Here is a 23,062-nt window from a genome sequence, read left to right on the forward strand (position 1 = left end):
TTTATTAAAATATAATTGTTTTTATTTTTTTCAATCTCTTTAATGCAAGTTAATACATGTTTTTTTAATTCCTCTAATTCTATAGGTTTTAACAAATATCTATAAGCTCTTACCTCATATCCTTCTTGTACATAATCTATTAAAGAAGTTATAAATATTATCTCCATTGTATTATCTACTTCTCTAATCTTTCTTGCAGTATCCATTCCATTTATTTGCCCCATTTGTATATCAAGAAGTAATATATCTATGTCTTTTAAGTTACATTCAAGTAACTCTTCTCCTAGGCTGTATTTTTTTATTTCATATTCTATATTTATATTTTTTAATATAGAATCAAGATAATCTTCTATTGATCGTTGTGTTTCTTTTTCATCTTCACAAATTGCTATCCTAATCATAAATTCCCCCATTTTCAATTATTCTCAATTTAGAACAATTACGAACTTAATTATATTATATACTACATTCAAATATTCTCCAACTTTCACCATCCCCATTAAATATAACCATCATATTATCTTATAAATTAGTTTTATTTAATTAATCACAAAGAAAATGACTTTGATATGCCTAAGTGATAAAATATAAGCAAGTCGATAAATTGGAATTTGAAAGGAAAATGATATTATATGTATAATATAACGATACGCACTGCAATAGAAAGTGATAGAAAAGAAATTGCAAAAACATTTGCGGAATCCTTTTACAATGATTGGAAGTCTTTCTCAGATGATGTTGATAAAATAAGTCGTGCCTTAGAAAATGGAATAAATATAAAGCATTATCTAGTGGCAATATTAGATAACGAAATTGTTGCTTTTCTGGCGTTTGTTACAGGAAACAATAGAGCTTTTGGCATTCCCATAAAAGAGTTCCAAAAAGAGTTCGGCTATTTTAAAGGATTTATGGGTGGTATGACAATAAAAAATGATTTTGAGAAGTCTTTAGAACTCCCTGATACAACTTGCTATATCGATATAGTTGGTGTAAAAAAAGCAATATATGAGAAATGGTATTGCCAGTAAGCTAATTCAGTATTTATTAAATATAAACAATTATACGGAATACACATTGTCTGTTACAAATATAAATCAACCAGCAATTTCATGTTATAAGAAAATTGGTTTCAAAGAGTATCGAAAAGAAAAAGTAAAGTACGCTAAACAAAGAGGATTTTCAGAATATATATTTTTAAAACTTAAAAAGTCAAAATGATTTAATTAGAGTATTAGCTCAAATGGCAGTAGTAACTATTATGCTTATAGTAAGCTTAGTATATATTGTAAAAGACCTCTTGTATTGAGGTCTTTTATAGTGCAATTTTATAATTTATATAAATATTAAATAATAAATTATACCAAATACAGGAAAAAGATGTTAGAATTCAAAGTAAAGTATTAAAATATAAAATAATAATTCATAGTCCTAATTAGGTTTATAAGTTGTTATTTTCATTTAAGGAGTTTGTTATGCAAAAAGCTATAGATTTTATAAATGGTTTGAGTACGAAGAGGTTTATATTGATATCGGTATTAGTTGCATGTTTGTTCACTATACCAATTACTTTTATCGAGATGTATCTTGGTATAAATCATTGAGGACCAAATATCGATGAGAATATTTTAGTATTTTATGCTATTACAATGGGGCCTATAATAGAATCTATCTTAATAATCTTTATCACTAAGTTAGTAGGAAAATTTACAAAAAATAAATTTAAGATTACTATAATAACAGCTATATTATTTGCTTGTGGTCATACATATAGCTATGAGTATAAATTTCTAATCTTTGTCCCATCGTTGATATTGGTATGTTCATATGTTTTATATGATAATAAAAGCAGCAAGATAAGTTCATTTTCAATAATGACTATTATTCATAGTTTATATAATTTGATGCAAATTTTATCGACTGAATTGATCTATTATTATTTGGTAAATTGATTAAAATCATTTGATTAGAAAGTGAAAAATATTTAAATCAGTAGTGGTATGATTTCTGTTTTATTAAAGTTAATCCCCTTAGAATCAATTGATTTTAAGGGGATTTTTACTAGATATCTTTAAAATAAGTTTGTAAAAACTAGTTAGTCATTATCAACTTTTTTTAATTTTGATTTTGCAATAATATAACAACTCGTTCCGAAGAAAAGAGTAGCACAAATCCATACAATAATTTGAAACAATCCTATATTAATTCTTTCTCCCAAAAGTGTCGGGAATATGTATTCCATCATAACAAGCATAGAAAATCCCCATTGTATTGCTGCTATTATAGTTTGTTTTTTTGATTTTTTTAACTGTGTAGAATACGTAGCATTATCATCGAATTCCGTTTTATCAACACCACTTTTTCTTAATTTGATAAGAATATAATAAGCATTAAATTGCTGAATAAAAAACATAGCAAATGTACCAAATGTTAATTTATGATTAATAGAATCAAAAATAAGACTAACTAGCATACAGATTGTAAGTAGATAAAATGTATATAAATTTGCAGTTGTAAGTGTTTCATTAATTATACCTTGTTGATACTCATCTCTTTCTTCTACATATCCTATGTAATGTTTTAAAAGTTTGTTTTCTAGTTTATTCATACTTTTATTCCCCTCCCCAAAATAGTGTATTTAAATCAGTCCCTAGAGCTTTTGCAATCCTAATGCATAAATCTAAAGATGGATTATATTTTTGATTTTCAATTAAATTTATAGTTTGCCTTGCAACACCTACTTGTTTTGCCAATTCTAATTGAGACATCTTAGATAAAGTTCGATACTCTTTTATTTTGTTCATAACATCACCTCTACAATAAAAGTCATATATATATGACTTATTAGTATAATAATACTCTTTTGGATTTTTAGTGTCAAGTATATGTGACATAAATAAAATTAATTGTAATTATTATTTTGGATTTTAAGAGCACTTTTACTAGTTATATTTAGATGCGTTTTTAGGGCGTAGTTATTATAAATATTAAAATATATATTTTTTAAATTTCAGTCATAATATAAAAATCAATGTGATATATATGTAATATAGAGATATAAATATATCACATTAACGGAGGGGGATTTATTTATGAAAGAGTTAAACAAGTATTCAATTCTATTTGCACTTTTTGGATTTTTAGGTTTTAAAGAATTAAACGGTGATCCACTAGGACTTCTATATTTTGCGTTCTTTGGTCAACTTTCTCACATTTGGTGGAACAAGTTAGGTGATTATGAAGATGAGCGATTAATTTATAATAAACATCGAGCAGCTTCTATATCATTTAAGATAGGTTTTGTTCTAGCAGTTGTATCAAGTGTATTAATTAATATATATATAGTAGATGTTCTAACACTTTATAGGATGCAAGTATTAATACTAGCACTTACTTTTGCACTATCAGTGAATTTATGGGCATTTTTAACTTACAAATTTGATACAGGGAACTAAAAATTATGACAAAATTTATTAGTAATTTAAAGAAGTACCGTCAATTTAATGAGTTAACTCAAGAAGAATTGGCTAATAAAGTTAATGTTAGAAGAGAAACTATAGCTCGTTTAGAAAATGCAAAATACAATCCTTCACTTGAATTAGCTGTTAGAATATCAAAAGAATTGCATACTGCGATTGAAGAATTATTTATTTTTGAATTTTAGCTAGTTACTAAATTTCACTTTAGAAATTTGTTATATTTGAAATAAAATAACGCCATTAGAATTCATTCATTTGGATTCTAATGGCGTTTTCAATGGTTATCTTTAAATAACTTTTTAAGAAGTAGTATTTCTTATGAATGTACACAAAACATCTGCTTTAGTGGAAATTTAATAAAAATTAAAAATATGAGAAATAGTTGAAATTTTTTTCTTGATTAGTATATAATATAGATATAAATATTTAACTAATTAGTTAAATATTTATATCTATATTTAGGAGGAAATCATGATTAAAGTATTTAAAGCATTAAGTGATGAAACAAGAAGAGAAATTTTAAAATTACTTAATGAACGAGATATGAATGCAGGAGAAATAGCTAACTGCTTTAAAATGTCTAAACCAGCAATATCTAAGCACTTAGATATTTTAAGAGATGCAGAGCTTGTCACTTCAGAGAAAAAAGGGCAATTTTTAATCTATTCTATAAATACATCAGTTATTCAAGAAGTTCTTGGTGGTTTTTTAGATACTTTTACTAAAAAATAGGAGGAATGTATGGAAATAGTAGGTTTAATATTAATTACGATAACAATATTAGGAGTATATATAAATGCTCCCAATATGTTAGGTCTTTCAAAGGATAATCCTAAAGTTAAAACAGTTAGAGCTATACAGATACTATGTTTAATAGTCATTATAAGTCGTACTTTATTGCCACTTTTGGGAATGGATAAGCTATTTTCACCTGAAATTAATGACAAGATATCGGTGGGTATAAATGCCATTATAATTATGTACTTTGGAAATTTACTGCCTAAAATACCAATTTATAAAAATATAGAGATAAAGAATTCGTGGGCAACAGGCGATGAAAGAGTTTGGAGAAAAGCGACTAAAGTTTTTTCTTATTTATCATTTTTTATAGCTATATCAATGTTTATATTAAGTTTTCATTTTGATTCAAGTAAAGTTACTACAGTATGTCAATTTATATGGTTTTTTAATACCGTTATTATATTTACTAAGTTACTATAACAAGAAATTTAAATATATTAAAATAAAATAACTAATATATAAATTTATAGAGCGATAAGAGATTGCTCTATTTTTATGTTCATAAAAACATATGATTTTTAGAATCCATTTATTTGGATTTTAAAGGCATTTTTACTAGTTATTTTTAAATATGTTTTTATGAACTAGTTAAAAAGCACTCCTAGGAGTGCTTTTCTTTATTCTAATGCCAATTTATTTTTTGATTTAAAATAAATTCTAAAGCATATATCTTCAATTAATGCGTAAACACTACTCGTTATAAAATATAAACCTAATGCAACTGGAGTTCTTGCAGTTAATATAAAACTCATAACTACTGTCATTATAGCCATATGTTTATTAAGTGCTACTTGAGAACTAGTCTTAAAATAAGGTATATAGCTTATTAAACTGGGTGCTAACATTGTTAACGTATATATACAAGGTATTATAAATAAATTATCAGACATGCTTAAGTTATTTACCCAAGGGACTATCAAACTAGAAAAATTCTGTGGCATACTTGAAAATACCCTATAAAGTGCAAATACTATTGGCATTTGAAGTAATAAAGTAGAACAGCCTAACATACTTTTCATGCTCTCAGTTGCGTGTAATTGCATCTGTTTTTCAAGCTCCTTAGAATTATTTTTATATTTCTCCTTTAATTGATTCATCTTCTCAGCCATGTCTTGTTGTTTTCTCATAGAGAATTTTTGTTTCATAGATAACGGCATAATTATTAATTTAACCATTAATGTTACAACAATTATTGCAACTCCTAAATCTCCTGTAAAACTAAATAATATACTTAATAAATCTTGTAATATACTTGAAATGAAATTCATTTTATTCACTCCTTATAATTATAATTTAATATTTCGGATTAAAAAAAATTCATTTCAAATTAAAACAGACTACAATACCTCCAAATATCATATTTCTGAAATACAAAATACTCTTTTGGTATTAAGTTATAGAAATATCCTAGTCTATTATAAAAAACAGTCTTTATAAAAGTATAATTAATTTTAGAACATAAAAGTTCTTTACAGAAGTAAACTAGAGAGCCAATTATGGAAATTAAAAATGCCACATAGATTAATATATAAATTATATTATCTATATCAGGTCTCATTATTTTCACCTCACAATTAATTTACTTACAATAAATAATACTATAATTATATGAAAATATCTATTCAAATATTTATATAAATATAGTATATCTTTAAATGTGTTAGTTAAAACCTATTTAAATAATTTTCAAAATAGGTCTTGATTCTATATAACCTATCTGCTACATTCTATTTAGAAATATTTTTAAATAGACTTCAAAGGAGGGATTTTTTTATAGGATTTCAAGAGACCTTCAAGGCATTTTCTGACCCAATAAGAAGAGATATATTAATACTACTAAAAGACGGGAAAAAGTCAGCTGGAGAGATTGGTTCTAAATTTGATATGACTGGAGCTAGCATATCCTATCACCTATCAATATTAAAAAAAGCTGACTTAATATCTGAGTCAAAATACAAAAATTTTATTTATTATCAACTTAATATATCTGTATTTGAAGAAGTTATGATATGGATATCTCAATTTAAAGAAGGGGGAAAAGAAGATGTATAAAAAATTAGGAAAACTATACTGGTTTTTATCTACTTTACCAACCATAATAACTTTAATAATTTTACCCTACTTGCCAAATCAAATACCTGTTCATTATAGTTTAGGAGGAGAAGTAAATCGTTATGGCAGTAAGTACGAATCACTTGTACTACCTCTGATATGCATTATAATTGCATTTTTAATTCCTTATTTGAGCAATCGTTATGATAAATATGATATTAAATCAAAATCAAATATAAGGGTTAATAATCTAATGTTCATTGTAATGAATATATTAAACTTATTTTTCTTATACAATGCTTACACAATGTCAGATAATTTAAATGGAAATTTAAGTTCTAATATATTTAATGGAATACTTCCTATAACATTTATAATAATGGGAAATTATATGCCGAAAACTACTCCAAATCCTGTGTTCGGTATAAGAATAAAAGCAACATTAAGTGATGAAGATGTTTGGTATAAAACCCATAGAATGGCAGGTAAATTATGGGTTATTACTGGAGTAGTGACATTAATTATAGTTGCATGGAGTAGTTTTGATTTTGGAGTTACTGTTAGTATGATTGTTTTTGTAATTGATGTTTTTATACCAATTGTTTACGCAAATAAGATTTATAAACTAAAAAATAATGCTTAACTTAATAAATTTACTCGATTAAAGAAGGGGTGCTTTATATGATAGATACTTTAATAATTTTAATGGTTGGTGTTTTAGGAATTGTATTTGGAGCTTTAGTAAGAAAGTATAAAATGGTTTATGTTATCAGGGGCTTAGACATAGAAAAATATGATAAGGATAAACTTTGCAATATAGTAAGCTCAATGCTTATAATATATGGAATAACTATGGTTGCCGTAAGTTTTGTAAATCACTTATTAGGTGGAGGAGATAATACAGTTACTACAATAGCAATGATAGCATCAATACTAGGGTTATCTATAGGAATTCCTATGAGAGCAAAGAATTATGCTAGTTTAAATAATCTATAGTAATTGTAGAGAGGTTCTTATGGCTACATTTAAAAGTTCAAGTACCATCATAAAATTAGAAATGTCAGACTTTATTTTTACTAAGTCTGACATTTCTTTAATTAATCATATTAATTTTGATTTATTATTTTATCCTCAGTTATTATACCTGTTACTTCATCTAAATTAGCAAATTTATATAGTCCATCATAGTTAAACTTCTCTTTTTCCATTACTAAATATCTTTTATTAGAGCATTCAATTATAGTTTTTTTTGTATTTCCATCTTCTAAATTAAGTGTAGTTATATATCCTGTTTCTAAGTTAATTCCACATACTCCTATAAACGCTTTATCAAAAGTAAATTTTCTTATATATCTATCAGCAGCTGAACCTACTATTGCACCTATCTCTTTATTAAATTCTCCTCCAATACAAATTACTTTTGTATTCTTATTACTTCTTAATTCTAATACAATTTCTATCATATTTGTTACTACTGTAATTTCTTTATTTATTTTGTTTAATTCTTTTGCAATCTCTAGGCTATTAGTCGATATATCTAAAAATATTATATCTCCATTATCTATTAGTGTAATTGCTTTTAATGCTATCGCTTTTTTCTCTTCCATATTAATATCTTTTCTTTTATCAACGTTTTTTATCTCATTATAATCTCTTTGTGCAATAGCACCTCCATATACTCTTTTTAAGTGACCTCTAGACTCTAATTCTTTTAAGTCTTTTCTAATACAGTCTTGTGTAACTTCAAAGAATTCGGATAGATCTTTAACCTTTACTCTCCCACTTACTTTGATTGTTTCTATAATTTTTTCGTATCTCTCTTCTAAAAACAAATTCTCCACCTCTTATTTTCGTTCCAAATTTCTTATTTATTATTATTATTTATTATTATTTTATATTATTTCTTATTGATTTATACGCATTACCATATTATACTATAAATATAATAATTAGTATATAAAGTAGCGTTATAAGTTAATTCTTAGCGTGATACTTTATATACTAACAAAAGCACTGATCTTTTTAAAAAGATTAGTGCTTTTTATATTTTACATTCGATATCATAAGTATAGGTTATGTCAAATTAAATATTTATAGTATCATGATAATTTATAAGAGTATATGTATTTTAACTCCACTACTAAACTATTAAATATATTTTGACTTTACAATAAATTACTTTAGGAGCTAATATTATTGTTACTTATGCTAATGATTATGATTTAGTTATAGAGTAAATTATCTAAAAGTATTATTAGAATAAAGTAAGAAAATATAAAAGCCTGGTGATCATCTCTCTAGGCTTTTCTCTACCCTCTGTTTTTACATTTTTCAAGTAATAAATTTTTATCTCCCTCATCTAAATGCACTACACTTCTGGTAGAACTTGCTATAGTAGATAACTCTGACTTTCCTTCTTTAAATTCATTGTCTTTAAATTTATCTAAGCTAATAAATAACTCTTTGTTTAAAGGTAATGGATGTGTTAAAATTTTTGAGTTATATCTATTTCCAAGTATAATAACTTCATCTTCTCTTGCACTACATTTTAAATTGCTTATTTCTATATCATCTTTTCCTATAGATAATATTTTATCTATATAAAAGTATGCTGTTATATACCTAATTCCATTTATTGTAGTATTAAAAAATGCATATGATCCTGGATTAGCATGATTTAATATAGATTTTCCTTTAAGTTTAGAATCTCCATACACTAGATGAGTAAAATCTGGATCTATATGTCCTTTTTCTGAACAGTCAAAGCTATAGTTTATTAATAAATGTTTCATTTTAAATTTATATCCCCCTCTTTATTTTTTATATAATAATTAAATTTCACATTCTAATATGTATATAAATTTTTAATCACAAGGTCTACATACTTCACATTCTATAATTTCTATAGAAGGTATCTCATCAAATCCCTTACTACCTATTTTTAGAACTTTATTAAATAAAAACTCACTTAAACAACTTTGAGGTAAATCCTTTAACCTTGAGTACTTAGATATTTGCCACTGCTCTATAAATGCTCTTTCCCCAAATCCTTGACATCTTGTTATAACAGAATTTGCAGCTTGCTTTTTAGTTATTTTATTTTCTTGATAATATCGTGTAGCATTTGTTATGCTTTTATATATTATTCCATATATTTGAGAAACCGAAAAATTATCCAATAAATCATTAAATACTACATTGGTTTTTTCTCCCGGATTAAAGCTAAATCCAACTTTTTTCATTTGATAATCTAGATATTCAAGACATTCCTGTAAAGCTATCTGTTTCCACATATTATAAGCTAAATTTATCTGTATTTCCTCTTTAAGCATCTTAGAATTTAATATCTCATTTATCGTGCAAGATTTATCAACATCATATTTTATATTAAGGTGATAGTTTACTAAGTTTATATAAAATGTATTAGGAAAGTCTTCTCCTTCTTTAAAAGCTGATAAACTAGACATTGGATGAACAGTAATAATATTTTTCGAATATAAGTATCTTATAATATCATACTTTATTTCACCTGGGGCTAAACTCCCCTCCATACTTTCTAATGGCAGTATATTCGACATATCTTCACTTAGAGCAAACCTTAACAACGATCCTAAGTAAACCTTATCCTCAAATTCTAAACTGTCTATATTAATAGGTTTATGACTAACATTACAATATACTAACTCTATTAATTTCCTTTTTTCTAAATCTTTTCTCTCTTTTTCTTCTTTTAATCTTTTTAACTTTAATTCTCTATCTGAGATGCATTTATCACACTTACAACTATAATTCTCTTTATGGCCACATGTAGAACAAAACGGGGTATTATTATTTTTAGGATAATTAGTTTTTGATGGCCTATTAACTATCATTTTAGAATCACAATGAGGGCATAATCTATCATCTAATTCTTCTGGTGGGAATAACGTATATAGTCTAGACGGTGATATATTTATATTAAATAATCCTATTATTTCATTAGTAGCTTTATCTCCACTATAGTATAATCTCATTAAATCTTCTACAGATTCTAGACTTAAGTGTTGTAATTTTTCATGTAACTTCATATCGATATTCGCTTCTCCTTATTGTTTATAAATATTTCTAATTATACCATATTTATAAAAATATTTTATTATAAAATTATAATATATTAAAATATATATTTATTTTTACAACACTAAATCTATAATTTATTTCTCTTTTACCAACATTCTACTTTATGGAAAATATATAAATTTGAATCTGTTCAATTCCAACGTATAAATTTAATAGAAAAATAGCTATAAAAATAATTCACACTATTAACCTATATTTTTCTTTATTTTCTCTAAATATATTAAGTTCTTTCAATCCTAACCCTGGAATAAATATATCCATAAAGAAATAAATTATTGAATTAACCAAAGTCACAATACCCCAAATAGTAGTTAATATTTTTGTAGGTCCTCCCCATCCACTAATTTCAAATTTCATATTATTCTCCCATTATTTTAATTAATAGTATAAGCTATCTTTTTCTATATCTATCAATAATTTCTGTCGTTGCAAGTTTTAATTTACCTTCTTCAATTATATAAATTCTATCACAAAGTTGTTGTATATCCTCAAAATTATGGCTTGTTAATAGTATAGTTCGACCTTCATCTTTAAGGTACTTTATTATGTTTTTTATATCTTCATAAGTTTTATAATCTAATGCATTAAAAGGCTCATCTAAAACTAAAATATCCTGATCTTCCATTATAGCTTGAGCAATTCCAAGCTTTTGCTTCATACCAAGAGAATAATCTTGAACCTTCGCTTTATTATTTGGATTTAGACCAACTTTTTCCATAGTATGTTTTATTTTTTTATCATCTATTTTATTGTTTATATCAGCTAAAAACTTTAAATTTTGAAAACCATTAAATATACTTATATATCCTGGCTCATTAATAAAGACACCTACATCTTCAGGAAAATCTATTTTTTCACCTAGTTTTGAACCTCTAATAAATGTAGCTCCACTATCTGGTGATACAAATCCACATATTACTTTAAATAAAACTGATTTACCACTACCATTAGCCCCTATAATTCCTACAGTTTCCCCCTTATTTATTTCTATACTTATATTATTTAAAATGTTTGTACCATTGTATGACTTAGTTACATCTTCTAATTTTATTGCAACATTCATGTTAGTTCACTCCTTTAAGTTTATTTAATTATCAACTTTTTGTGTTTTGAATTTAGATAAATAAGCGTTATTGTAATTAATATTAATAGCTCTAAAATAACCTCTTTTAAATCTAGACCATAATTCATTCCGTACTCACCTAATATAAATTTATATCTTACTAAGCTTGAAATACCAAAAGGTATATAATAAATCAATTTAGATGGAATTACACTGATTAGATTAAACAGTACTAAACTAAAAAATGAAATAGTTATATTATTAGTAAGGCTATAAACTAAAAATAAAATAAGAAATTCAAATACTATACTAAGCAATTTAGTAATAAATACTGTAAAAAATAGATTATAAAAACCAGCTTCAAAGTTTGTTCCAAGCAATATCCCTATAAAAATAGGTATTAATATATTTAATATTGTGTATAGAAATATAAATTTTAACGAAACAGTAATTATAGATTTAAACCATGTTAAGCTACTTTTTAACCTTATATTTAAAAATAGTGTTCTATCATTACATTCCCGTTCAATAAACACACTTAATAAATATATCGGTGTTAAATTAAATACAAGCATTTCTAATATAATAAACGGATTAAATTCTCCTATAAAAGATCCTGAAAAAACATTCATTAAGTATTCATTTACTGATAGATTGTCCTCTAAAGATACTAATCTCCACATGCTCATTATTATTAATACAAATATAATTGACATTATATTGGATTTATTAAATAAAGACTTACTATGATATCTATAAATACCTCTATTGTTTGAAGTCTTTTTTATAATGTTCTTATCAAATACAAAGTTTCTATCTAAGGCAATACCTTATTCCCGTAATCCTTGTTTATTTTACAAAGCATTAAAATAAATAAAATTTCTATTATTAAATTCGGTATAATACCAAAACCAAAGATAAAACTATGATGAAAAATTATATAAGTGTTAATAAATAAAAAAGATACAAATTTTAAGCTAGTTGTTTTAATGCTAATAGCAGAAAGTAAATAAACAAATATAATAATTTTTATAGATGTTTTTTTACTAAAATAATGACTTATAGTACATATAAGTAAGCTAGTCATAAAAAATCCTAAAACCATATAAATAGTCATATACAAAACAATCTCACTTGGATTTGTAAATTTACTAGAATAAAAATATAAAACTTCATACAGCATAGAGTTTATATTTTCAAAACTATTATCATTTCTTAATCCAATTGACATAATTACTATTATTAAACTTTGAGATAAAACAAATAGTATTGAAAATATCCCATAAGCATATATTTTTGATTTGAAGTAGTTCCAATATGTTTTACTTCTAATTAGTGCATATTGATAGTCATCATCTAGACCAGAAATAATCATTAATAAAAACATAGGAATCATAAAGTATATTGTATAGTAGTGATTAGATAATGCTTCTACTATAAATTGTTGCGAAGATAAATTACCGTTTATCCTAGTGTCTAGATTAAAAATAATTAAAACTAGCCATAGAAATATTAATTTTTTAGATAAAAGTTTATTAATTTCTAATTTAAATAAAGAATTCATAATATCACCTATAAGTTATATACTTTCGCTTTTTTCCATTTAAGAATTACCAAAAGTATGATTATAAATAAAATAGATATAGTTGGTCCTACTAATAAATTAAATATATTAGTATGGGTCATAGTGTTAACATAAAATGAAGCAATAAATCTTTGTTTATGAAAACCTAATGTAGCCATTATAAAATTATCTAAAATAGCATAGATAAATGGGCCTGTAAGAATTACAAATATATTATCTAGATAAATAGAAAATACAAATCCCATAGTAGCCATAATCATTGCTAAAAATCCATCCCATAAACAATGAATAAATACATATAAATAAGTATGATTTATTAAAAACTCCTCCATAAATAAATTTGTATAAAAAAGAGGCTCATAAGATGCTGGTGCATGTACATTGTTTAAAAATAATAATGATACTAATCCACCTATAAACATAGGTATAAATACAATTAAAAAGGCGCTTAATACACAAACAATCCATTTTGAAAGTATATACTCTTTTTTAGATACTCTAGTAACTGTATATAGTAAAAATTTGTTTTTCCTTTCATAATACATAACCCAACAAGTAGGACATACAACTAAAATAGGAAATATTAATGCTATATAATCAATTGATACATTCCAAAACTCAAAACTGTGTTGTACGTAGTACTCATTTCCTGATTTCATAACAGTAGCTAAAAATAATAACGTTGTAATTATTAATGTTGTAATGACTGGTTTAAATACTTTTTTTATTTCTAATTTAATTAAATTTATCAAATTAATCACACTCCTTAGGTCAATTAGTTTATAACTATAGTATAAGCATAAAAAATTCTTATTCAATGAAATAGCCATAAAAGAAGGTTTTAAAGATATGTAATTTTTTCATACCCTTAAAACCTCTTTTTGTTCTCAAATTATTTACTTTTCAATAATAGTATGGTAATGAAACACCTATTGTAATATAGTTATTATTATTTATATTGGAGTTATAAAATAATATATTTCCTTTATTATTTTGGACGATATTTTTTACGTTATATAGTCCGTATCCTCTTGATTTGTTTGATTTAGTAGAATATCCTAATTCAAACATTTTACTAAATTCCAAATTAGAAGTATACTTATAAGGATTTCTTAATAATACTTCTAAACTATCATTATTTTTATTTATATCTAAATATATAACATCATTATAAACACTTGCTTCAATAGCATTATCTATTAGTATTCCTAATATTTCAATCAACTCATATTCCTCAATAGGTATTTTATCTAATTTAGTGATTATATTTACATCTAATGTTATATTTCTTAATTTAGCTAGTTTAAGCTTAGAATAAATAAACCCAGCTATAACCTTATTATCAATAACCATAATCTTCTTAATTCCATAATCTATTTTTATACTATCACTATACGAACCAAGTTTTTTCTTAGCTTCATCTAAGTTTTGTGCTGTTTCAAGAATACTATAAATAGCTAGTATTTTATTATCAAATTCATGTTGCTTAGATCTTACTTCATCAATTAAGTCATCTATTACTGGAACATAGTTTTCTATTACATCAAGTCTTCTTTTTTGAATCAGCTTCTCTCTTTGAATTATTAAGGTAATGAAATTAATAAATAAAATAATAAGTAAAAATACTAAAACGAAAATAATATTTTTTAATAACATAGCTGTATTAAAATTATAAAATGATACTAATGATATCAAAAATATAAAAGAATTAATAACTACAATTTTAAATATATATTGACTACTTATTAAATACTCCCTAAATTTGTAGAGAGGTAATTTATGAAAAATTAATGTAAAGTATAAGATAAAGAGCATCAAAATCCTATATCCATATTCATAAACACTTGTGTTAGTTAAACCAATATAGCTAAATATAGATATTATGATTAACCTAACAGAAATAAAAATCACAATAGAAAACAATGTAAGATAAAAGGTTTCACTATTGCTAGATTTAAATAAATAGCTGTTTAAAATCATAAATCCAAGCACTAAAAATAATACACCTGCAATAGAATTTACAGGGAATAAATCATAATTTGCATAATTAAAGAAAATTTTACTTTGACTTACACCATCAACAGGTGTACTGTCAATTCTAGCTACTATATATATAACTGTGGTAAGTAAAATCCAAAGCAAATTTTTATTATTCTTATTTATATTTTTATTAATTAGATAATTATATATAAGAAATGTAGATAAACTATCAAGTAATGCTTGGACTATTAATCTATAAAACATTACACTCAAACTTCTTTCCTATAGGTATATTGCCATAAGTACTAAGATGAATTATTTTATTTACCTTATCTATTTTTTCTATATAGCTTTTATTAACTATATAACTTTTATGACACTGAATAAAATCTGTATCATCTATGAGTTCAAGTATTGATTTTAATGAATATCCAGATATTACTTCACTACCTTTATTTAAATGGATCTCTAGTTTTTTCCTAAAAGATTCTATATATATAATGTCTTTTAAATCATATTCAAATATAAATAGCTTCTGCGTAATTTTTAACTTCTTACGTTTAGGATTTAAGTGTGTTTTATATTCTATAACATCCTTAAGTGTTTTTAGTAGCTCATCTTTTGTAAAAGGTTTTGTTAAAAAACTATAACTTTTTATTTCTCTATACGCATAAAGCTCTTCATTTGCTAGAGCTGTTATAAATACTATAGGACTATATTTATATGTATCTATTGACCTTATTTGTTTAGCTAATAAAGTTCCCTTATAATCATTTAATTGTATGTCTAATAAAAATATATCTATATGATTAACGTTTGCATAATCAAGAGCATCTTTTGCATTATCAAATATAGTAGATTTTATATTAGGATAAATATCATTAATAGTTTGATAAATTAAATTACTTATATTGCTTTCATCCTCGACTATAACTATATTCAAATAATATCACCCCTTTAGATTTTAATTTTTTTGATTTTTTAATTATAATATAACAAATAAAATGAATAATCAAATTAATATATTCAATATAAAAATATTGATAATTAAACATAATAGTATAGTTAAAATATATATAATAAATAATTAATTATCTTTTAGATATTACGATTTTTAATCATAAGTGCAATATATCCTAAAAGAGAGCCTACTCCAATTGTAAGTGATACAGCAGATACTACATCTGATTTATTGTAAAATGGACGCTCTACAAAAATCATTGGATTTACTATATTTCCATCAATATCTAAAAAATCTTTTGTATCATATGAAAAATAGTTTGCAAATTTATGTGTCGAATCTTCAGCAAAATCTATATCACTATATACTGATTTTGCTTTTACCTTTGAAGAATCTAGACTAGTATTTCCTTTTTCCATATCTGCTACATATATGTCTCTTAGTTTTAATTTATTATTAAATTTGTCTTCTTTTAATAGTTTTTCAAGTTCTGATTTGTACATATCTAACTCAGTCATATCATATTTTTCTGCTATTTTTTTTAGCTCACTATTAAACTCTTGAGTTAGCTTATAACTGTTTTTTTGCAAGCTATCTTTATAGTACCACGTTGTTCCAAATACTAATAATCCAATTATGGCTACAATTCCAAATATTCTTTTAGTAGCTTTCAGTGTAGATTTATGTATATTTAATGATGTAGAGAGCTCCTTTATTATTATTTGTAACTCTTGTTGCATTTCTAAGCCCCCATCAAATCTTTCAATAGCTTTTTTACATGCTTCTTCTTCATCTAGTCCTTCTAACTTTAATTCATTTACAGATTCTATAAGATGTTGTCTCATTTCTTCTTTTAAATCAAGATTTTTATTATTTATGCTGTTTTTATATAAATCATCTAGATACTTGTCTATTATCTTCATAACTTAATTTTCCTCCCCTAAAAATTGATTCATAACCTTTTGAATAAATCTCCATTCTTGTTTCTTTACTTCTAAGAACTCTTTACCTTCATCAGTTAAATTATAATACTTTCTTCTTCCCCCAGAACTTTGCTCACTCCCCCAATATGCTTGAATTAAATTCTTAGATTCCATTCTTTTAAGAGCTAGGTACATAGTTCCCTCTTTTAGCTCAAATTCGCTTTTTTCTCTTACTTCTTTAGCTATTTCATATCCATAGCAATCTTTTTCTTTTAATATGGAAAGTATTAGAGTATCAATATGTCCTTTTAATACTTCTTTGTTTAACTCCATTATATATATCACCTACTTTATATTTAGTACTCTATTATATAGAGTAGTTATACTTAACATAGTAATTTATAATACTCTATAATGCAAGGTTTAATTTTAAAACTGTATTATTTCGAATAAAAGTGTCCATGAAAACATCTGTTTTGTAGACCTTTTATTAAACTTTAAATTTAGATATAATTAAGTTAACGACTGTAATATAATATAAATAGGAATTTGAGGTGAAAATCTTATGGACAAATATACAAAAGAAGAATTGTTAAAGGCACTACAAGTTGTATCTTCAACTATCAGTAACTGTGAAAAAATACATCCCAAATTTGCAGAAGGTACCTCTCATCACACACTTCTTAAGAACAGGATAAAAGCAATGTATATTTCAAAATCATTGATAACAGATGAAGATATTTCGGATGAATATACAAAAGAAGAATTGTTAGAGGCGCTACGACCTGTATCTTCAGTTATCAGCAAATGTGAAAAAGCACAGCTAAAATTTGTGGAGGGTACCTCTCATCACACCCGCTTCAAGAACATAATAGAAGCAATGTATATTTCAAAATCATTGATAACAAATGAAATTAGTAAAAGAGATTAATTTCTAGTTTTTCTATATTAAAATAACAAGTCTTAAAATTTTACTTTAGGGACTAAGTTACATATTTAGAATAAAGTTAAAGCCCTTAGAAACAAAATGAATGGTTTCTAAGGGCTTTTTTACTAAATCTATTTCAATAAGTTTTTAAGGATTAGTTTAGCTATTACCTAAATAATATGTAGGATTATTAGCAAAAAGTGCAACAAAACATAAATTTGTAGATAATTACTTTTTTAAATAGTATATTGAATTTAAGAAGGGAATGAGGCAATGAAAATTAATATTTTAATAGATAAAGTTTTAAATAAAGACGAAATTGAAATTAAAGTAAGTCCTGAGAATATAAACCTTGGACAAGATTTAAAAAATTACATAAGACAAAATTCAAATTTAACAGTTATAAATGCGACAAATGATAGAAAACTACAAGTAAATATCAATGATATCTTAGAATTTCAATCAGAAGGGCATATGTGTTGTGTAAAGATGAAATCTAAAGAACTTTACTTAATAAACAAACGATTAAAAGAAATAGAAAAGTTAGAGTATGCACACTTTATAAAAATCAATAATCAAACAATTATTAATTTAAATGAAATCAAGGAATTTTCATCTGCACCAAATGCAAGATTAGAAGTTATACTTAGTGATGGAGCATCTCACTTTGTAAACAGACACTATGTAAAAATAATAAAGGAGAGATTATTATGAATAAACAATTAAAATCATCTTTTTTTCAAACTTTTTCAATGACATTTATATGGATTTTATTATTAATATCTATATTTTTAAGAGATATAACATTTTCAGTTAATTATACTTGGAATCTGGTAGGTATAAGTGCTATTTCTGCGAGTATATTCGGCATAATGTATCCAACCTTATGGAATTTTTCATCTATGAAAGCTTTTAACAAAATTGCTATATCATCTATTGTAAATACATTAGGTGGAATAGTATCAGTTTGGCTATTTTCAATCCATATGTTTAATTTTATAAAACCATGGATAATATATATATTTATTCTTACAATAATAGGTCATGTTATTAGCTTTTATTTTTATTCAAAGTGGGATAATGATAAAAATTCTGATGAATTAAATAACTTATTAAAAAATAACTAGTTGTTAAATTTCACTTTAGAGACTAGCTATATATTTAAAACAAATATAAAGCCCTTAAGATTCAAACAAATGGATTCTAAGGGCTTTTTTTACTAAACATCTTTAAATAAATTTTAGAATTATAATTATACACCATAAACAGTTTTCACTGTACCTCACAATAATTTCATATATATTCAGTCACTAGGGAGATAAGTCTGAGCTGTTGGGAGCGACCCTAGGCTTCTTACCCCAGTACAAAGTACGATATTCCTACATGAGAATGGTTACTCATAAATTTCATCTAACTTTCAGAAATATAATCTATATTCTCTCTATCTTGTCCTAAGGCTACTTTAACATAGTTCTTGTGTTACACACAGATCTCTCTGCTTCAAGACAAATGGCTTTGTTTGGTATTTCCAATGTCATATAAGGTACCACGCTTATACCCCGTTGGATTATTCCTCACTGAGTCGTCTATTGCAGCCACCACAAGGCTATTACCTTTATATGCAAGTATGTTTTAATCAGATATTGATTGTTTTTTCTTTCGATAAACAAAAGGTGAAACTCCAGTCTGTAACTTAAACTTTTCAATATAATAGCTAGCACTTCCAAATCCACATTGGTAAGCTATATCAGTAATAGATTCATTTGTTGTAATTAATAAATTTTCACTAACGATTAATCTATAATTAGTAATATATTCAAAAATAGAACAATTCATATGTTTTTTAAATTCTCTACAACATGCACTTTTAGATAAATTAACTTGGCTAGATATATCTTTTAAGTTGATCTTTTCCATATAATGATTATGTATATAATTAATAATTTTTTTTAATCTAGAAGTATCATTAATATTTTTATCGTCATGGTATAATATAAGGCAATTTTTTATTAAACTATTCCATATATTCAAAATTGATATAAGTATTTGTAATTCAAACCCAGAATTTTTCTTTGTATACTCTTTATGAATCTCTAGCAAATCTTTTAAAATATCAGATTTCCACTTAGTATCACTTTTTAAGATACAATACTTAACCATTGAGTTGCCTACATATGGTCGTACATATTTTATATTTATTATACTTCCTGTAAAACCATAAATTAAATTTGGATGAAAATCAAAACAAATAAAAGAACTATCAATGTCTTTATAGTTCTTTGCACTATGTAGCTGTTGCGAGTTAATAAATAACCCCTTTCCCTCAGGTAAAATTACTGTATCTCCTTCAATATTAAAGCTCACAGTTCCTTTTGTAACAATACAAAATTGAAGTTCCTCATGCCAATGCCAATCAATAAAACCCAATACATTTTTGTTAATTTGAGTTGAATATATAGCAAGTGGAAACTCTAAAGATCCATGTTTAGTTATTTCTTTTTGGTTTTCATCAATAATTATATTGTGAATTTGCATAATATTCTCCTTTATTAAAAGTTAGATTATAAACTATATATCAATATAGTTATATTTATAGCTTATATTTTTGTATAAATACATTTTTAATATCAATATAATTATACTATCGATTAAATAAATTTCATATAGAAAGGAAATAAATTTTATGAAGGATTCTTTAAGGGCAAAAGGTCTATTTCTAGTAATGTTTGGTACATTACTTTGGGGAATTTCTGGAGTTGTAGCTCAATATTTATTTCAAAGTAAGAACTTTACACCAGAGTGGCTTGTTGTTATAAGAATGTTTTTTTCTGGAGCAATTATTTTAATTTTTTCTTTACTTAAAGGTGATAAAAATGTAATTGAAATATGGAAAGACAAAGAAAATATTATAAAGATTTTAATATTTTCTATACTTGGAATGCTTGGAGTCCAATATTCTTATTTTGCAGCTATACACCATGGAAATGCTGCTACTGCAACAATACTTCAATATTTATCACCAATTATTATCACAATCTACTTAGCTCTTTATAATAAAAAACTCCCAACATTAAAACAAATATCTTGCGTACTTATGGCAATCTTAGGGACTTTTTTAATTATTACAAAAGGAAATTTAAACAGCTTAGCAATATCAAAACCGGCTATTTTCTGGGGAGTACTATCTGCTTTTGCATGTGCTATATACACACTACAGCCTGCATCTTTATTAAAAAGATATGGATCATTATGTGTGGTCGGTTGGGGAATGCTTATTGGAGGAATTGCTTTTAGTTTTATACAGTCACCTTTTGATGTTGTAGGAAACTGGTCATTTGAGTCAGTTTTGGCTATTGTATTTGTAGTATTATTTGGAACTTTAACAGCTTTTTACTGCTATTTAGAAAGTCTAAAATATATTGAGCCCTATGAGGCTAGCGTATTTACTTGTGTAGAGCCATTGTCAGCATCTATTCTTTCAATAATATTTTTAAATGTAACTTTTAATTTAATACAGTGGATAGGAACATTGTGTATAATTATTACAATTACTATGCTTTCACTTACTAAGAAAGAAAATAGTTCAATGAGTAAAGAAGAAGATGAAGGAAACATTACTAGTTAAATTTTACTTTAGTAACTAGTTAGTATATTTGTATAAAATTAATGCCATTACAATTCATTTATTTGAATTATAATGGCATTAATTTTACAAAGCCTTATCCAACTCTTGTTCCATTAGGTACTGCTTTTTCAGGCTGTGCTAACACAGGAATAATACCATCAGCATATCCAATATCAAAAAGCATCCCTTCTGAAACTTCCCCTGCCATTTTCTTTGGAGCTAAATTAACTATAAATAATGCCTGTTGGCCTTCAATTTCTTTAGGATTATCTCTTTCACCTTTCATCCCTACTAATATAGTTCTTGTAAATTCCCCAAAATCAACAGATAGTTTAACTAACTTATCTGATTTTTCAACATCCTCAACTAATTTAATTGTTCCAACTCTAATATCAATCTTATCAATTAAGTCCATATTGATATTCGCTTTAACTGGAGCACCCATACCAATTCCTCCTTTTCAACTTATTTTAATTAATTATAGCATAGGAAGAAATATTAAATGTCCATTATTCAACAACTTTGCAATATTAATAGTTAGTATCCTATTAATGACACGTATAATACTCAATAAGTACTATGCATCTACACGCCAAGATACTAATTGAAATAAATTTAATAGTATACTAAAATTATATTATCGAAGATGAATTTTGGAATCTATTTCCAAATACAAAATTGGTGTTATTACTTGCCTCGGTATAATTACTGATTAAATAAAAGGAGCCTAGATTATGAAAAACTATATTAATACTAACATTCCTAATTTCAAAATTAGATTTGCAACAAAAGAAGATAACAAATTAATACTTACATTTATTAAAGAATTAGCAGATTATGAAAATCTATTAAGTGAAGTAGTTGCAACAGAAGAAATATTATATGAATCTTTATTTGTTAAAAAACAGGCTGAAGTAATAATAGGTGAATATAATAATGAACCAGTTGGATTTGCATTATTCTTCCATAACTTCTCTACTTTCTTAGGTAAAGCTAATTTATACTTAGAAGATTTATATGTAAGACCGAGCATGAGAGGTATTGGAGCTGGAAAGGCATTACTTTCAGCTTTAGGAAAAATAGCTATAGATAGAGGCTGTGGTAGATTAGATTGGTGGTGTCTTGATTGGAATAAATCTTCTATAGAATTCTATAAAAAAAATGGGAGCAATTCCTATGGATGAATGGACTGTTTATAGAGTCGAGAACCAAGCTCTTATCGATTTAGCCAATGGTCTAAATGAGTAACCATTTTATTTTCAATATAAACTATTAATTTAATATTTTGTTATTATAAGCTGAGCTGATAAATGACACTTATAATACTCTATAAGTACTATACATATACACACCAATGATACTAATTGAAATAAATTTAATAGTATGCTAAAGTTATATTATTAATATAAACTTGTAAATTATAATTAGTTTTCTAGGGTTCCGTAGTTTTTAACTAGCTGGTCCGAGAGAAAACACACAGTTAACTGTGGACACGGAAGGAAAAAAGCCTGGGAGATATTTTATAATACTTCCAAGGCTTTTTTGTATT

33 protein-coding genes and 1 riboswitch are annotated in these 23,062 nt (G+C 25.2%); of the genes, 15 read left to right on the plus strand and 18 right to left on the minus strand.

The window, feature by feature from the left end; translation table 11 throughout:
- On the minus strand, positions 1-401 hold a 401-nt coding region (locus BN899_RS07830; RefSeq protein ID WP_042274387.1), incomplete at its 3' end, for a response regulator.
- 231 nt (positions 402-632) lie between these two features.
- Here BN899_RS07830 and BN899_RS19385 point away from each other — a divergent pair.
- The 3 genes from BN899_RS19385 to BN899_RS20970 all read left to right on the plus strand — a co-directional run bounded on the left by BN899_RS19385 (position 633) and on the right by BN899_RS20970 (position 1,949).
- Entirely contained in the window at positions 633-1,028 is a 396-nt protein-coding gene (locus tag BN899_RS19385) for a hypothetical protein (RefSeq protein WP_207636849.1), read from the plus strand.
- On the plus strand, positions 1,006-1,218 hold the full coding sequence (locus tag BN899_RS20965) for an N-acetyltransferase (RefSeq protein WP_207636850.1): 213 nt from the start codon (positions 1,006-1,008) through the stop codon (positions 1,216-1,218). Before BN899_RS19385 ends, BN899_RS20965 begins: the two co-directional genes overlap by 23 nt.
- A gap of 404 nt (positions 1,219-1,622) precedes the next feature.
- Positions 1,623-1,949 (plus strand): CPBP family glutamic-type intramembrane protease, encoded by a 327-nt coding sequence (locus tag BN899_RS20970; protein WP_350339259.1) that lies wholly within the window; start codon positions 1,623-1,625, stop codon positions 1,947-1,949.
- A gap of 143 nt (positions 1,950-2,092) precedes the next feature.
- Here BN899_RS20970 and BN899_RS07840 read toward each other — a convergent pair whose 3' ends face one another.
- Both BN899_RS07840 and BN899_RS07845 read right to left on the minus strand, forming a co-directional pair.
- A complete protein-coding gene (locus tag BN899_RS07840; RefSeq protein WP_042274389.1) occupies positions 2,093-2,605 on the minus strand; it encodes a DUF3278 domain-containing protein in 513 nt (170 codons plus the stop codon).
- A 4-nt stretch (positions 2,606-2,609) separates the two neighbouring features.
- Positions 2,610-2,801 carry a helix-turn-helix transcriptional regulator gene (locus BN899_RS07845; protein ID WP_042274390.1) on the minus strand — a complete coding sequence of 64 codons (192 nt, stop codon included), beginning with the start codon at positions 2,799-2,801 and terminating at the stop codon, positions 2,610-2,612.
- 288 nt (positions 2,802-3,089) lie between these two features.
- On the opposite strand from BN899_RS07845, the gene BN899_RS07850 reads away from it, so the two are divergent.
- The 4 genes from BN899_RS07850 (at position 3,090) to BN899_RS07865 (ending at position 4,697) form a co-directional block, all read left to right on the plus strand.
- Entirely contained in the window at positions 3,090-3,452 is a 363-nt protein-coding gene (locus BN899_RS07850; RefSeq protein WP_042274392.1) for a DUF3796 domain-containing protein, read from the plus strand.
- Between the two features lie 5 nt (positions 3,453-3,457).
- Positions 3,458-3,661 (plus strand): helix-turn-helix transcriptional regulator, encoded by a 204-nt coding sequence (locus BN899_RS07855; RefSeq protein WP_042274394.1) that lies wholly within the window; start codon positions 3,458-3,460, stop codon positions 3,659-3,661.
- A gap of 286 nt (positions 3,662-3,947) precedes the next feature.
- On the plus strand, positions 3,948-4,208 hold the full coding sequence (locus tag BN899_RS07860; RefSeq protein WP_042274395.1) for an autorepressor SdpR family transcription factor: 261 nt from the start codon (positions 3,948-3,950) through the stop codon (positions 4,206-4,208).
- Positions 4,209-4,217: 9 nt separating this feature from the next.
- Positions 4,218-4,697 (plus strand): hypothetical protein, encoded by a 480-nt coding sequence (locus BN899_RS07865; protein WP_042274397.1) that lies wholly within the window; start codon positions 4,218-4,220, stop codon positions 4,695-4,697.
- Between the two features lie 197 nt (positions 4,698-4,894).
- Here the strand turns inward: BN899_RS07865 and BN899_RS07870 are convergent, their stop codons facing one another.
- Positions 4,895-5,545, minus strand: coding sequence for a YidC/Oxa1 family membrane protein insertase (locus BN899_RS07870; protein ID WP_042274400.1), 651 nt, complete (start codon positions 5,543-5,545; stop codon positions 4,895-4,897).
- Between the two features lie 430 nt (positions 5,546-5,975).
- On the opposite strand from BN899_RS07870, the gene BN899_RS07875 reads away from it, so the two are divergent.
- From BN899_RS07875 to BN899_RS07885, 3 genes are read left to right on the plus strand one after another with little or no spacing between them, the layout of a single operon-like run.
- Positions 5,976-6,329, plus strand: a complete 354-nt coding sequence (locus BN899_RS07875) for an autorepressor SdpR family transcription factor (RefSeq protein WP_330362496.1) — start codon at positions 5,976-5,978, stop codon at positions 6,327-6,329.
- Positions 6,322-6,972 (plus strand): SdpI family protein, encoded by a 651-nt coding sequence (locus BN899_RS07880; RefSeq protein WP_042274401.1) that lies wholly within the window; start codon positions 6,322-6,324, stop codon positions 6,970-6,972. The genes BN899_RS07875 and BN899_RS07880 overlap by 8 nt, the downstream gene beginning before the upstream one ends.
- Positions 6,973-7,010: 38 nt before the next feature.
- Positions 7,011-7,325, plus strand: coding sequence for a DUF3784 domain-containing protein (locus tag BN899_RS07885; RefSeq protein WP_042274403.1), 315 nt, complete (start codon positions 7,011-7,013; stop codon positions 7,323-7,325).
- Positions 7,326-7,435: 110 nt separating this feature from the next.
- Here the strand turns inward: BN899_RS07885 and BN899_RS07890 are convergent, their stop codons facing one another.
- The 12 genes from BN899_RS07890 to BN899_RS07945 form a co-directional block, all read right to left on the minus strand.
- Positions 7,436-8,161: a DeoR/GlpR family DNA-binding transcription regulator gene (locus BN899_RS07890; protein ID WP_042274405.1), complete on the minus strand. Its 726-nt coding sequence runs from the start codon at positions 8,159-8,161 to the stop codon at positions 7,436-7,438.
- Positions 8,162-8,638: 477 nt separating this feature from the next.
- Positions 8,639-9,121, minus strand: a complete 483-nt coding sequence (locus BN899_RS07895) for a hypothetical protein (RefSeq protein ID WP_042274407.1) — start codon at positions 9,119-9,121, stop codon at positions 8,639-8,641.
- Positions 9,122-9,193: 72 nt separating this feature from the next.
- Positions 9,194-10,396, minus strand: a complete 1,203-nt coding sequence (locus tag BN899_RS07900; RefSeq protein WP_042274409.1) for a hypothetical protein — start codon at positions 10,394-10,396, stop codon at positions 9,194-9,196.
- A gap of 229 nt (positions 10,397-10,625) precedes the next feature.
- Complete coding sequence (locus BN899_RS07905) at positions 10,626-10,805, minus strand: hypothetical protein (RefSeq protein ID WP_042274410.1); 180 nt, start codon at positions 10,803-10,805, stop codon at positions 10,626-10,628.
- A gap of 34 nt (positions 10,806-10,839) precedes the next feature.
- Positions 10,840-11,511 (minus strand): ABC transporter ATP-binding protein, encoded by a 672-nt coding sequence (locus BN899_RS07910; protein WP_042274411.1) that lies wholly within the window; start codon positions 11,509-11,511, stop codon positions 10,840-10,842.
- A 20-nt stretch (positions 11,512-11,531) separates the two neighbouring features.
- The gene (locus BN899_RS07915) at positions 11,532-12,227 is read right to left on the minus strand and encodes a hypothetical protein (protein WP_042274412.1); all 696 of its coding nucleotides are present in this window, start codon (positions 12,225-12,227) and stop codon (positions 11,532-11,534) included.
- A 101-nt stretch (positions 12,228-12,328) separates the two neighbouring features.
- Positions 12,329-13,075: a hypothetical protein gene (locus tag BN899_RS07920; RefSeq protein ID WP_042274414.1), complete on the minus strand. Its 747-nt coding sequence runs from the start codon at positions 13,073-13,075 to the stop codon at positions 12,329-12,331.
- Between the two features lie 8 nt (positions 13,076-13,083).
- Complete coding sequence (locus BN899_RS07925; RefSeq protein WP_042274415.1) at positions 13,084-13,848, minus strand: hypothetical protein; 765 nt, start codon at positions 13,846-13,848, stop codon at positions 13,084-13,086.
- Positions 13,849-13,999: 151 nt separating this feature from the next.
- Positions 14,000-15,340 (minus strand): sensor histidine kinase, encoded by a 1,341-nt coding sequence (locus BN899_RS07930; protein ID WP_042274417.1) that lies wholly within the window; start codon positions 15,338-15,340, stop codon positions 14,000-14,002.
- Positions 15,330-16,019 carry a LytR/AlgR family response regulator transcription factor gene (locus BN899_RS07935; RefSeq protein ID WP_042274419.1) on the minus strand — a complete coding sequence of 230 codons (690 nt, stop codon included), beginning with the start codon at positions 16,017-16,019 and terminating at the stop codon, positions 15,330-15,332. The genes BN899_RS07930 and BN899_RS07935 overlap by 11 nt, the downstream gene beginning before the upstream one ends.
- Positions 16,020-16,174: 155 nt before the next feature.
- Positions 16,175-16,960 carry a permease prefix domain 1-containing protein gene (locus BN899_RS07940; protein ID WP_042274420.1) on the minus strand — a complete coding sequence of 262 codons (786 nt, stop codon included), beginning with the start codon at positions 16,958-16,960 and terminating at the stop codon, positions 16,175-16,177.
- A gap of 3 nt (positions 16,961-16,963) precedes the next feature.
- Entirely contained in the window at positions 16,964-17,293 is a 330-nt protein-coding gene (locus BN899_RS07945; protein WP_042274421.1) for a PadR family transcriptional regulator, read from the minus strand.
- A 232-nt stretch (positions 17,294-17,525) separates the two neighbouring features.
- Here BN899_RS07945 and BN899_RS07950 point away from each other — a divergent pair, with 232 nt between their 5' ends.
- The 3 genes from BN899_RS07950 to BN899_RS07960 all read left to right on the plus strand — a co-directional run bounded on the left by BN899_RS07950 (position 17,526) and on the right by BN899_RS07960 (position 19,015).
- A complete protein-coding gene (locus BN899_RS07950; protein WP_042274423.1) occupies positions 17,526-17,891 on the plus strand; it encodes a hypothetical protein in 366 nt (121 codons plus the stop codon).
- A gap of 270 nt (positions 17,892-18,161) precedes the next feature.
- Entirely contained in the window at positions 18,162-18,602 is a 441-nt protein-coding gene (locus BN899_RS07955) for a LytTR family DNA-binding domain-containing protein (RefSeq protein WP_042274425.1), read from the plus strand.
- Complete coding sequence (locus tag BN899_RS07960) at positions 18,599-19,015, plus strand: hypothetical protein (protein ID WP_042274426.1); 417 nt, start codon at positions 18,599-18,601, stop codon at positions 19,013-19,015. Before BN899_RS07955 ends, BN899_RS07960 begins: the two co-directional genes overlap by 4 nt.
- Before the next feature lie 505 nt (positions 19,016-19,520).
- Here the strand turns inward: BN899_RS07960 and BN899_RS07965 are convergent.
- Positions 19,521-20,423 (minus strand): AraC family transcriptional regulator, encoded by a 903-nt coding sequence (locus tag BN899_RS07965; RefSeq protein WP_042274428.1) that lies wholly within the window; start codon positions 20,421-20,423, stop codon positions 19,521-19,523.
- Positions 20,424-20,571: 148 nt separating this feature from the next.
- Here BN899_RS07965 and BN899_RS07970 point away from each other — a divergent pair, with 148 nt between their 5' ends.
- Entirely contained in the window at positions 20,572-21,513 is a 942-nt protein-coding gene (locus BN899_RS07970) for a DMT family transporter (RefSeq protein ID WP_042274431.1), read from the plus strand.
- Positions 21,514-21,607: 94 nt separating this feature from the next.
- Here BN899_RS07970 and BN899_RS07975 read toward each other — a convergent pair whose 3' ends face one another.
- Positions 21,608-21,958 (minus strand): tRNA-binding protein, encoded by a 351-nt coding sequence (locus BN899_RS07975; RefSeq protein ID WP_042274433.1) that lies wholly within the window; start codon positions 21,956-21,958, stop codon positions 21,608-21,610.
- A 289-nt stretch (positions 21,959-22,247) separates the two neighbouring features.
- Here BN899_RS07975 and BN899_RS07980 point away from each other — a divergent pair, with 289 nt between their 5' ends.
- Positions 22,248-22,697, plus strand: coding sequence for a GNAT family N-acetyltransferase (locus BN899_RS07980; protein WP_330362497.1), 450 nt, complete (start codon positions 22,248-22,250; stop codon positions 22,695-22,697).
- 237 nt (positions 22,698-22,934) lie between these two features.
- A riboswitch (guanidine-I (ykkC/yxkD leader) is annotated at positions 22,935-23,030 on the plus strand.
- Positions 23,031-23,062 lie beyond the last annotated feature (32 nt).

Origin of the sequence: Faecalimicrobium dakarense (genome assembly GCF_000499525.1) — a bacterium.
In the GTDB taxonomy this organism is placed as follows: Bacteria; Bacillota; Clostridia; order Peptostreptococcales; family Peptostreptococcaceae; genus Faecalimicrobium; species Faecalimicrobium dakarense.